10 protein-coding genes and 1 pseudogene are annotated in these 11,144 nt (G+C 66.1%); 9 read left to right on the forward strand and 2 right to left on the reverse strand.

Features of this window, described 5'->3' with window-relative positions; genetic code table 11:
* Positions 1-14: 14 nt before the first annotated feature.
* Positions 15-1,232 carry an ABC transporter substrate-binding protein gene (locus ACE039_RS21015; RefSeq protein WP_105555079.1) on the reverse strand — a complete coding sequence of 406 codons (1,218 nt, stop codon included), beginning with the start codon at positions 1,230-1,232 and terminating at the stop codon, positions 15-17.
* Between the two features lie 215 nt (positions 1,233-1,447).
* Here ACE039_RS21015 and ACE039_RS21020 point away from each other — a divergent pair, with 215 nt between their 5' ends.
* A complete protein-coding gene (locus ACE039_RS21020; protein WP_105555080.1) occupies positions 1,448-2,368 on the forward strand; it encodes a LysR family transcriptional regulator in 921 nt (306 codons plus the stop codon).
* Positions 2,369-2,413: 45 nt separating this feature from the next.
* Here the strand turns inward: ACE039_RS21020 and lptF are convergent, their stop codons facing one another.
* On the reverse strand, positions 2,414-3,523 hold the full coding sequence (lptF, locus tag ACE039_RS21025; RefSeq protein ID WP_448708892.1) for an LPS export ABC transporter permease LptF: 1,110 nt from the start codon (positions 3,521-3,523) through the stop codon (positions 2,414-2,416).
* Positions 3,524-3,580: 57 nt separating this feature from the next.
* Between lptF and ACE039_RS21030 the strand changes: the two genes are divergently transcribed.
* From ACE039_RS21030 to ACE039_RS21065, 8 genes and pseudogenes are all read left to right on the forward strand, one after another.
* A complete protein-coding gene (locus ACE039_RS21030) occupies positions 3,581-5,092 on the forward strand; it encodes a leucyl aminopeptidase (RefSeq protein WP_448708891.1) in 1,512 nt (503 codons plus the stop codon).
* A 22-nt stretch (positions 5,093-5,114) separates the two neighbouring features.
* Positions 5,115-5,582 carry a DNA polymerase III subunit chi gene (locus tag ACE039_RS21035; protein ID WP_485823248.1) on the forward strand — a complete coding sequence of 156 codons (468 nt, stop codon included), beginning with the start codon at positions 5,115-5,117 and terminating at the stop codon, positions 5,580-5,582.
* Positions 5,583-5,640: 58 nt separating this feature from the next.
* On the forward strand, positions 5,641-6,033 hold the full coding sequence (locus tag ACE039_RS21040; protein ID WP_310032910.1) for a hypothetical protein: 393 nt from the start codon (positions 5,641-5,643) through the stop codon (positions 6,031-6,033).
* Positions 6,034-6,165: 132 nt separating this feature from the next.
* Complete coding sequence (locus ACE039_RS21045) at positions 6,166-6,876, forward strand: Bax inhibitor-1/YccA family protein (RefSeq protein WP_448708889.1); 711 nt, start codon at positions 6,166-6,168, stop codon at positions 6,874-6,876.
* 74 nt (positions 6,877-6,950) lie between these two features.
* Positions 6,951-7,868, forward strand: coding sequence for an aldo/keto reductase (locus ACE039_RS21050; RefSeq protein WP_485823249.1), 918 nt, complete (start codon positions 6,951-6,953; stop codon positions 7,866-7,868).
* Positions 7,869-7,872: 4 nt separating this feature from the next.
* Positions 7,873-9,162 carry an NTP/NDP exchange transporter gene (locus tag ACE039_RS21055; protein WP_485823250.1) on the forward strand — a complete coding sequence of 430 codons (1,290 nt, stop codon included), beginning with the start codon at positions 7,873-7,875 and terminating at the stop codon, positions 9,160-9,162.
* 90 nt (positions 9,163-9,252) lie between these two features.
* Positions 9,253-10,209, forward strand: a complete 957-nt coding sequence (locus tag ACE039_RS21060) for a Bug family tripartite tricarboxylate transporter substrate binding protein (protein WP_105555088.1) — start codon at positions 9,253-9,255, stop codon at positions 10,207-10,209.
* A 31-nt stretch (positions 10,210-10,240) separates the two neighbouring features.
* A pseudogene (locus ACE039_RS21065) lies at positions 10,241-11,144 on the forward strand (M14 family metallopeptidase); the annotation flags it as partial.

Here is an 11,144-nt window from a genome sequence, read left to right on the forward strand (position 1 = left end):
CGGGCGCGCCAGGGTTACTTCTTCACCAGCGAGCAGGTCGAATCGGCCAGGGGCTGGAATGCCTCGGCGGCCGGGATGGTGGCCACCAGCTTGGAATAATCCCAACCGCCCTTGGACTCGGCGGGCTTCTTCACTTCGTACAGGTACATGTCGTGGATGACGCGGCCATCCGGGCGGATCGACGCATTGCGCATGATCGGATCCTTGATGGGCAGCTCACGCATCTTGTCCGCCACCACCTTGCCGTCTGTGCTGCCGGCAGCCGCCGCCGAACGCAGGTAATGCAGCACGCTGGAATACACGCCGGCCTGCGTCATCGTGGGCTTCAGGCCGCGGAAGGCCTTCTCGAAACGCGACGACCACTGGCGCGACGCATCGTCATAATCCCAGTAGAAGCCGTCGACATACGACAGGCCTTGGGCGCTTTCCAGCCCCAGGGCGCGCAGGTCCGACAGGAAGATCAACAGCGACACCAGACGCTGGCCGCCCGCCACGATGCCGAACTCGCGAGCCTGCTTGACGGCATTGACGGTGTCCTGCCCGCCGTTGGCCAACGCCACCACCTGCGCCTTGGAGCTTTGCGCCTGCAATAGATAGGACGCGAAATCGGGGGCGTTCAGGGGATGGCGCACATTGCCGGCCACGGTTCCGCCCAACGCCTTCACCGCCTTGGCCGTGTCCGCTTCCAACGAGTGGCCGAAGGCATAATCCACGGTAATGAAGTACCAGGACTTGCCGCCCGCCCGCACGGTCGCCTTGGCGCCGCCGGCGGACTGCGAGTAGGTGTCGAACATCCAGTGGAAACCGACGGGTGAGCATTCCTTGTTGGTCAGTGCCGTCGTGGCCGGGCCGGAGAACATCACGACCTTGTTCTTTTCACGCGCAATGCCTTGCACGGCCAGCGCCACGGCCGAATTGGTGAGATCGGCAATCGCCGTCACGCCGTCGCGATCGAACCATTCGCGCGCTTTCGCGGCGCCCACATCCGCCTTGTTCTGGTTGTCGGCCGACACCAGTTCGATCTTCATGCCCTTGCATTCCGCAGCCAGGCAGTCGTCGATGGCCAACTGCGCCGCCGCCACCGACCCTGCGCCCCCCATGCCGGCATAGGTGCCGGACATGTCCGTCAAAATGCCGATCTTCACTGGCGGCTTATCCGCCGCTTGCGCTTGGCTCACCAACAATGCGCCCAGACACAAGCCTGCGGCAAGCCCGCGTGCGTGCACTTTCATGGATTTGTCTCCTGAGTGTTATGCGCTGATTTTTAGCGTTGTGCGCCGTCTTTGCGGCTTGCGGCTCCCAGGGCAATGCCCCGAGGCCTGCCAGCCCAGTGTAGATGTGTGAAAATCAACAAGCAACACCAGAAATGCACATTCCTTGTGCATTGATGCACAATAGAATTTTGTGCCCCGCGCCGCCTGAGGCCCGGGGCCTCGGAGCGCCAGAAGTGCTTGATTGGGACAGCCTGCGATATTTTCTGGAAGTGGCCCGGACCCAGCGGGTCAGCGCGGCGGCGCGCAAACTTGGGGTGGAACACACCACGGTGTCGCGCCGCATCCGGGCGCTGGAAACCGAACTGGACACCTTGCTGTTCGAGAAATCGCGCAGCGCGGGCTTCATGCTGACCGACGACGGCCAGCGCCTCTTCGTCCATGCCGAGCAGATGGAAAGCACGGTGCACACCGCCCGCGAGAACCTGTCCGGCATCGGCCAGGCGTTGTCGGGCCACCTGCGCATCGGCGCCACCGAAGGTTTCGGCAGCTACGTGCTGACGCCGCTGGCGGCCGACTTTCAGCGCCGCTATCCGCACATCACGCTGGACATCCTGCCGGTGCCGCGCTTTGTCAGCCTGTCCAAGCGCGAGGCCGACCTGGCCATCACCATCGAACGCCCGCAGCGCGGGCCGTACGTCTGCAGCAAACTGTGCGACTACACCCTGCGGCTGTACGGCACGCCGGGTTATCTGGCGCGGCACCCGCCGATCGCCAGCCGCGCGGACCTGGCCGACCACACCTTCATCGGCTACGTGGACGAACTGCTGTTCAGCGAACGCTTGCGCTATCTGGAGGACCTGCTGCCGGCCAGCAAGGTAGTGTTGCGCAGCACCAGCGTGGTCGCGCAGTACCACGCGGCCCTGCAGGGCCAGTCGCTGGCGATCCTGCCTTGCTTCATCGCCGCGCAGGATCCGCGATTGAAACCGGTGCTGGAGAACGAGGTGGAGATCACGCGTTCGTTCTGGATGTACTGCCACGAAGACCTGCGCAAGCTCAAGCGCGTGACGGTGCTCTGGGAATTCATCCGCAAGTCGGTGCTGAAAAACGCCGACCTGTTGGCCGGCAAGCGCGGCACGATGAAATACTTGCCCTGACGGGCCAGAATTGAACGGAGGGCCGCAAAGGCCCTCCTTCGGCCGTTACGCCTGGGCGGTGTTCTTGGGCGCCTTCACCCTCAGACGCCGCATGAGCAGGAACACCGTCAGCAGCGCCACCGCGCCGTGGATCGCCCACACCCCTACCCCGAAGCTGAGCTTGCCGTTGGAAATCCAGGCGCGCGACAGGTTGATCAGGTTCATATACAGCAGCCCCACCAGGCCTGCGATCAGCAGGTCGCCCGAACGGCCCAGGCGCGGGTTCACCGCCCCCAGTGGAATGGCCAGCAGCGCCAGGTTCAGCGCGGCCAGGGGCAGCGACACCCGCCACATCACCTGCGACCAGCTGCTGTCGGTGTTGTCCGCCATCAGCTGCATCGTGGTGCGAGCCTTGGCCGAGCGTTCGGCGGCGGCCCGGGCTTCGGCGATGGGGTCGTCGCCGGCCTTGCTTTCCAGGCGCAGGCCGTATTTGTCGAAGTGCACCAGCCGGATCTCGGGCGTGCCGGGCTTCAGGTCATAGCGGTGGCCTTCGCCCAGCACCAGGAAACGGTCGCCATTGGGCAGCGTTTCGCTGTGCGCGCTGCTTGCAGTCAGCACGCTCAACCATTCAGGCCCGATTTCACGCGCGAACACGTTGCCCAATTCGTCGGAGGGCGTGACGGGGTCTTCTGAAAAGAAGACGCGGTTGCCGCCGGACGATTCCGCGAACTGTCCTGCGGTGACCTTGGACAGGTCGGAGCGCTGCTCGAAGCGTTCGTGGTATTCGCCGATCTGGCGGTACGCCCAGGGCGCGGCCACCAGCGTCAACCCCGCCACCGCCAAAGCGATGGGGATGGCCACGCGCAGCACGGGCCGGAGCCAGTCGGCCAGCGACAGGCCGCTGGCAAACCACACCACCATTTCAGATTCGCGGTAGTTGCGCGTCACCGTCGTCAGCACCGCGATGAACACGGAGACGGCAAGAATGGTCGGCAAGGCGGTGATGGTCGACAGCGCGGCCAGCACCAGCACGACGTCCGCTCCGATGTTGCCGCCCGCCGCTTCACCGAGCAGGCGCACGAGAAGCACGCTGAGCCACACGACGAGCAACGTGGAAAAGACAACGCCAGCGTGACTGGTGATCTCGCTGACGACAGAGCGTTTAAATAGAGACATGGGAGAATATGCGGGATAATCGACCGCATCATACACAGACGCACACGGGAAACCCTCATGGAATTTAGCACACAGACCACTGCTTCCCTGCACCAAGTCAAAACCGCCGCCCTGGCTGTCGGCGTCTACGCGGATGGCGTGTTGAGCCCCGCCGCCGACATCATCGACCGCGCCTCCAACGGCGCCGTGCGCGCGGTGGTCAAGACCGAGTTCCGCGGACGCGCCGGTTCCACGCTGACGTTGCGCGCGCTGCCTGGCGTGACCGCGCAGCGCGTGGTGCTGGTGGGTCTGGGCAAGCAGGACGAATACTCGGCCCGCGTCCACGCGGCGGCCGAACAGGCATTCGCGTCGGTCTGCGTCGCCGCCCAACTGGCTGAAGGCGTGTCCACCCTGGTCGCCAACCCGCTCACGGACGTGGCCGTCATCGCCCGCGCCCGCAGCGCCGCCATCGCGGCCGGCAACGCCACCTATCACTACGACGCCAGCTTCGGCAAACCCGACCGCGACGCCCGCCCCAAATTGAAGAAGATCGTCCAGATCGTCGAGCGCGCTGACGCCGCCCAGGCCCAGAAGGGCCTGCGCGAAGGCAGCGCCATCGCCAACGGCATGGACCTGACCCGCACGCTGGGCAACCTGCCCGGCAACATTTGCACCCCGACCTACCTGGGCGACACCGCCAAGCGCCTGGCCCGCGAATTCAAGTCGCTGAAAGTGGAAGTGCTGGACAAGAAGCAGGTCGAGGCATTGGGCATGGGTTCGTTCCTGTCGGTCGCCCGCGGCTCGGCGGAACCCCTGCGATTCATCGTGCTGCGCCACGCTGGCGCCAAGGCCCCTGTCAAGAAGGGCGCCAAGTCCGCCCAGGGCCCGATCGTGCTGGTCGGCAAGGGCATCACGTTCGACGCCGGCGGCATCTCGCTCAAGCCCGCCGCCACCATGGACGAAATGAAGTACGACATGTGCGGCGCCGCCAGCGTGCTGGGCTCGTTCCGCGCGCTGGCCGAACTGGAGCTGCCGCTGGATGTCGTCGGCCTGATTCCGGCTTGCGAGAACTTGCCCAGCGGCACGGCCAACAAGCCGGGCGACGTCGTCACCAGCATGGCCGGCCTGACCATCGAGATCCTGAACACCGACGCCGAAGGCCGCCTGGTCCTGTGCGACGCCCTGACCTACGCCGAACGCTTCAAGCCGTCCGCCGTCATCGACATCGCCACGCTGACCGGCGCTTGCGTCGTGGCGCTGGGCAACGTCAACAGCGGCCTGTTCTCGAAGGACGACGCCCTGGCCGAGGCGCTGGCCGCAGCCGGCCGCCAGTCGCTGGACACCGCATGGCGCATGCCGATGGACGACGCCTACCAGGAACAGCTGAAGTCCAACTTCGCCGACCTGGCCAACATCGGCGGCCCCCCGGCCGGCGCCGTCACCGCGGCCTGCTTCCTGTCACGGTTCGCCAAGGCCTACCCCTGGGCCCACCTGGACATCGCCGGCACCGCCTGGCGCGGCGGCAAGGACAAGGGCGCCACCGGCCGCCCCGTCCCCCTGCTGATGCAGTACCTGCTGGACCAGGCTTGAAACAACAGCAACGGAACCGGGCATGACGCGGATCGACTTCGCCTTCGGCGCGCCCGACCGCCTGCGCATGGCCTGCCAGGTGGTGCGCAAGCGCTTCCTGGCTGGCCAGCGGCTGGTGGTGTACTGTAGGGATGGCTCTCGCCTGGCGGCGTTCGACCGCATGCTGTGGGCGTTCGACGACACGTCGTTCGTGCCGCATGTGCTGGCCAATGACCCGCTGGCGTCCGAGACGCCGGTGGTGCTGACGGCCGGCGACCCGCAGCAAGCCGCGCAGGCCGCCCAGCCGGCGGGCGGCGACGCCGCGCCGCTGTGGCTGCTGAATCTGGACACCGAGTGCCCGCCGGGCTTCGACACCTTCGAGCGCCTGCTTGAAATCGTGTCGGAAGACCCCGATGACAAGCAGGCCGCGCGCCAACGCTGGCGCGTCTACCAGAATGCCGGCCATACGCCGGTCAGCCACGACCTTAGCCGCCAGCCCTCTGGCGACTGACCGCCCTACCCGCCCCGGCGGGCCTTTGCCGCCCGCCCATCGATATTCGGAAGCCCCCATGCCTACTCGCCCCAACGATCCCGGCATCCCCACCCTGACCCAGCGGGCCGAGCCCACGCTCTACCCGCCGGCCGCCGACGAGGCGGATGCGCCCCTGTTGACGGAACGCGCCGACAACGACGGCGTCGAGCCGGCATTTGCCGACGACGCTTTTCCGTTGCTGACGGAGGTCGCCCATGCGCAGGAAGCGGAAGCCGACGCCCAGGCGCAAGCCGAAGCCGCCCAGGCTGCCTTGCCCGACCCCACGGTGCTGACCGCCCGCCTGCAGGCCGAAGTCGAGCAATTGATGCGTCAGGCGCTGGCCGAGGCGATTGCGCACATCCAAACCCGCATGGACGCCGAATTACCGGGTATCGTTACCCGTGTGCTCAAGGATGTTCGGCCGGGTTGAACCGGCCGTTGGCGGGTATCCGGCGACCGGTCTAAATCTTCCAAAAACTGGATTCTTCAGGGAACTGTAAGGTATCCTTCCCATCTAAGCCTTCTAGGCAATCACTATTTTTGCCGTACACAGGAGTTCTCCATGAACGAATATCGTCCGTCCCCTTTTAACCGTTCCGGCGCAGTTGCCGGCGCGCCGGGCGAGGTCGCTCGCAACCAGGTCCTGCGCAACACCTATTGGCTCTTGGCGCTGTCGCTGATCCCCACGGTCCTGGGCGCCGCCGTCGGCCTCTACACCGGCATCAACCGCGTCATGGGCGCCAGCCCCGGCCTGTCCGCCATCGTGTTCCTGGTGGGCGCGTTCGGCCTGATGTTCGCCATCGAGAAGAACAAGAACAACTCGCTGGGCGTCGTGCTGCTGCTGGCCTTCACGTTCTTCATGGGCGTGATGCTGTCGCGCCTGCTCGGCTTCGTCATGGGCTTCAGCAACGGCTCGCAGTTGGTCATGACCGCCTTCGGCGGCACGGCGATCGTGTTCGGCACGATGGCCACGCTGGCCACGACCATCAAGCGCGATCTGTCCGGGATGCAGAAATTCCTGTTCATCGGCGCCGTGGTGATCCTGGTGGCGGCCCTGGCCAACATCTTCCTGCAAATGCCCGCGCTGATGCTGACCATCTCGGTCATGGCCATCCTGGTCTTCTCGGCCTTCATGCTGGTTGACTTGCAACGCGTGGTCAACGGCGGCGAAACCAACTACGTGTCCGCCACGCTGGCCATCTATCTGGACGTCTATAACGTCTTCTCGAACCTGCTGATGCTGCTGGGCATCTTCGGCGGCAACCGCGAGTAAGCACCGGTCGGAAGACCCCTGCAAAAGGCCTACATTCGCGTGTAGGCCTTTTTTCTTTGGAGCGCCCCTTCGCCATGCACGACCGCCGCCGCTTTCTGCAAACCGCCACCTGCGCCGCGTTGCTGGGATCCGCCGGCACGGCGCGCGCGCTCAGCGTCAAACAAGCCATGCTAGGCCGCGCCATCCCCGCTTCGGGCGACCTGATCCCCGTCATCGGCCTGGGAACGGCGGACACCTTCAACGTCTCGCCCGGCGACACGGCGGCCATGGAGCCGCTGGCACAGGTGCTGGACATCTTCAGTAAGGAAGGCGGATTCCTGATCGATACCGCGCCCAGCTATGGCCAGGCGGAAGCCGTTGTCGGCTCGCTGCTGACGCGTGACGGCGGGATGCGTGACCGGTATTTCCTGGCGACCAAGATCGGCGCCCACGGTCGCGAATCCGCCATGAACCAGGTGCGGCAGTCGCAAAAGCTGTTGGGCAGCGACAAACTGGATCTGATCCAGGTCCACAACCTGATCGACACCCGCAACCAGTTGGCGCTGCTGCGCGAACTGAAACAACAAGGCGTCACCCGCTACATCGGCATCACGCACTACACCGACCATGCGCACGACGAGCTGACCGAACTGGTCGAACGCGAGAAGCCCGACTTTCTTCAGGTCAATCTGTCGGTTGGCGCGCGCAACGCCGAAAAACGGCTACTGCCCGCTTGCAGGGCCAACGGTGTGGCCGTGCTGATCAACCGCCCGTTCCAGGACGGGTCCCTGTTCCGCCAGGTCAAGGGCCGCCCGCTACCGGCACTTGCCGCCGACATCGGCTGCACGAGCTGGGCACAGATTTTCCTGAAGTTCATCATCGGCCATCCGGCCGTTACCGCCGTTATCCCCGCCACGTCCAAGCCCGCCAACATGGCCGACAACGCACTGGCCGGATTCGGGCGGCAGCCGGACGCCGCCTTGCGCGAACGCATTGCCGCCTTGCTGGCATAGCGCCATGGCCACCGCCCCTACCTCCCTGCGCGCACGGGCGGCACGGGCGCTGGGCATCCACGACGAGGAAATCGCGCCCGCCGCCTGCGGCTTCGCCTTTTTCTTCTTTCTGTTCTGCGGCTATTTCATGCTGCGCCCGATCCGCGAAACCCTGGGCATCCAGGCGGGCGTGAATCAGCTGCAATGGTTGTTCACCGCCACCTTCGTTGCCACGCTGGCCGTCGTGCCGCTGTTCGGCTGGCTATCGGCCCGCGTGCCGCGCGCCACCTTGCTCACCTGGGTCTACAGCCTGTTCGCGTTGACCATGGCGGGATTCGCCGGCCTGCTCCACTTGCGGCCCGACAGCGTCTGGGCCGCCCGCGCCTTCTACGTGTGGCTGTCGGTGTTCAATTTGTTCGTGGTCTCGATCGCCTGGAGCCTGATGGCCGACGTGTTCCGCATGGAGTCGGCCAAGCGCCTGTTTGCGTTGATCGCCGCCGGCGCCAGCGCGGGGGGGCTCTGCGGCCCGCTGCTGGGCGCCCTGCTGGCGGGCGCACTGGGTCCTGCCGGGCTGCTTCTGCTGTCAGCCCTGATGCTGACGGCGACGCTGCCGCTCAAACAGTGGCTGCTGCGATGGCGCGCCGCCACGCGCGCGGACACCGGCCTGGAAGACATGCAGCGCCCCATCGCGGGCGCCGTCCTGGCCGGCATCTCGCGCATTTTTCGTTCGCGCTACCTGCTGGGCATTTCGCTCCTGGTCGTGCTGCTGGCCACCCTGAACACGTTTCTGTACATGGAGCAGGCGCGCCTGGTGGCCGATACGTTTCCGGACACCGCCCAGCGCATCCGCGTCTTCAGCGCGCTGGATTTCACGGTCCAGACACTGGCGCTGTTGTCGCAGGTTTTCATCACGGGCCGGGTCGCCGCGCGACTGGGCCTGCGCTTCCTGTTGACGGCGGTGCCGCTGGCCGTGGGCGTGTCGTTCCTGGCGCTGGCGGCGTTTCCCGTCTTCGGCGTGCTGGCAGCCGCGATGATCCTGCGGCGGGCCGGCGAATACGCCCTGATCCGGCCGGGGCGCGAGATGCTGTTCACGGCGGTCCCGCCCGAAGACAAGTACAAGACCAAGAGCGTCATCGACACCGTGGTGTACCGGGGCGGCGACGCAGCCAGCGGATGGGTCAAGGCGGGCGTCGACATGCTGGGGCACGGCACCGCCCTCATCGCGCTATTGGGCGCGGCGGTCGCATTGGGCGCCGCAGCCGTGGGGTACAACCTGGGAAAACAGGCCGACACGCGCAACATCGAGAACCGTTAGATTCTTCTGAATAACCATCTGAGCAAGACAAACGGATTCCGCGGACCACCGCCGCACAATGGCGCAGCTCTCACCGCCTCGGGAATCGCCATGAAACGCACTGCCTGCCTTGCCGCCCTGTCGCTTTGCCTTGCCGCGGCCTCCGCGCAAGCCGATTATCCGGCGCGCGCCATCACGTTGATCGTGCCCGCCGCCGCCGGCGGCAACGCGGACATCACCGCACGCCTGGTCGGGCAGGAAATGAGCCGCCAGCTCGGCCAACCCGTGGTGATCGAAAACCGCGTCGGCGCAGGCGGCCGCATCGGCACACAGGCCGTGGTGCGCGCCCCCGCGGATGGCTACACCATCGGCTATGCCCACGTCGGCACCCTGGTGCTGCACCGGTTCCTGTTCAAGCAACAGCTCTATGACCTGGACCGAGACGTGACACCCATCGGCCTGGTAGCGGAAACCCCGAACGTCATCGTGGTCAACACCGCCTCGCCCTATCAAGACCTGAAGAGCTTCATCGAAGCCAGTCGCGCCCAACCCGACCGCCTGACCATGACGTCGGCGGATCCCGGCACGACCAGCGAAGTCGGCGTGAAGCTCTTCATCGCCCAGACCGGCGCCGCCGTGCGACAGATTCCCTATAAAGCCACGGCCGCACAGCTGTCCGATCTGCTGGGCGGCCATGTCGACGCCATGATGGAAAACCTGCCGCCCTTGATCGGCAACCTGAAGGACGGCCGCCTGCGCGCGCTTGCGGTCACGACCAAGTCTCGTGCCGCCTCCAATCCGGACGTGCCCACGGTGGCCGAACAAGGCTATCCCGATTACGAACAGTCGGCCTGGAGCGCATTGATTGCGCCTGCGGGCACGCCACCGGCGGCCGTCGCTCGCCTGAACGCCGCGCTTAACCAGGCGCTGCGTTCGCCGAATGTCGAGAAGGAACTGCGCAGCCGTTCCCAGGAACCCTTGGGTGGGACGCCCCAGGACGTTCAGAGCCAGATTCGCAAGGAGCTGCCCAAATGGGAGAGCATCATCAAGGCCGCCACGCTGGATTGACGCGCGTGCACGCCCATACCGGAGTCACCGAATGGTCCGCGTAACCCGAGAGGATTTCTCCGTTGCCGCCGCAACCAATGAATCCGCTTACCGCCGCATCACCATCCCCGTGCTGCGGATCGATGCGGGGCCCGGGCCCGCCGTTGCCCTGATCGCCGGCGTGCATGGCGACGAATGGGAAGGCCAGGCGGCCATCCTCGATTTATGGCACCACCTGCCGGCGATCCTCGAACGAGGCACCGTCTATCTGCTGCCCGCCGTGAACGCCGAGGCCTCGCTGGCCGGCACACGGCTGTCACCCGCGGACGGTGGCAACTTGAACCGCGCCTTCCTGGGCGCACCGGCGCGCGGCTACACCGAAAGCGTGGCGGCAGCGCTAGAGGCTCGGCTGTTGCCCCGCATCCAGGCGATGGTCGACGTGCACAGCGGCGGCGCGTCCCTGCGCTACCTGCCCTCATCGGTGATCACCCGCTACGGCGACGACGCCTACGACGAGCGACTTCCCGCACTGGCGCGCGCCTTCGGCCTGCCGCATTGCGTGTTTTTCCGGGGCACTGAAGCCGCCTCCCTGCCCGCTGCGGCCAGCCGCCATGGCGTGCTGCGCCTGAGCGCCGAGATCGGCGGCGGCAGGGAAACCAGTAGCCGCCTTGCGGACCGGTGCCGTGACGGCTTGCTGGGATGCCTGGGTGAACTGGGCCTGCTCTCGGATGTTCCGATGCCCCGTGACCCGGAAGTCCGCCTCTATGATCTGGACGCACCCGCCGCCACGCTACGTGCCCGCGAAGCCGGCGTGTTCGTGCCTGGCGTTGAATTGGGACAATCGATCACGGCCGGCGAGCGCATCGGCCGCCTGATCGAACCCGCCCGCCCCGATACACCCCTGCGCAACCTGCAGAGTCCCCAAGCGGGCACGGTCGTCTGCCTGCGCGCCATTG

Source organism: Achromobacter maghribensis (assembly GCF_057334215.1).

Bases quoted from the DNA above. Each gene is read 5' to 3' on its own strand.
- ACE039_RS21015 (WP_105555079.1), bottom strand. From the start codon at position 1,232: ATGAAAGTGCACGCACGCGGGCTTGCCGCAGGCTTGTGTCTGGGCGCA.
- lptF (WP_448708892.1), bottom strand. From the start codon at position 3,523: ATGTCTCTATTTAAACGCTCTGTCGTCAGCGAGATCACCAGTCACGCT.
- ACE039_RS21030 (WP_448708891.1), top strand. From the start codon at position 3,581: ATGGAATTTAGCACACAGACCACTGCTTCCCTGCACCAAGTCAAAACC.
- ACE039_RS21035 (WP_485823248.1), top strand. From the start codon at position 5,115: ATGACGCGGATCGACTTCGCCTTCGGCGCGCCCGACCGCCTGCGCATG.
- ACE039_RS21040 (WP_310032910.1), top strand. From the start codon at position 5,641: ATGCCTACTCGCCCCAACGATCCCGGCATCCCCACCCTGACCCAGCGG.
- ACE039_RS21045 (WP_448708889.1), top strand. From the start codon at position 6,166: ATGAACGAATATCGTCCGTCCCCTTTTAACCGTTCCGGCGCAGTTGCC.
- ACE039_RS21050 (WP_485823249.1), top strand. From the start codon at position 6,951: ATGCACGACCGCCGCCGCTTTCTGCAAACCGCCACCTGCGCCGCGTTG.
- ACE039_RS21055 (WP_485823250.1), top strand. From the start codon at position 7,873: ATGGCCACCGCCCCTACCTCCCTGCGCGCACGGGCGGCACGGGCGCTG.
- ACE039_RS21060 (WP_105555088.1), top strand. From the start codon at position 9,253: ATGAAACGCACTGCCTGCCTTGCCGCCCTGTCGCTTTGCCTTGCCGCG.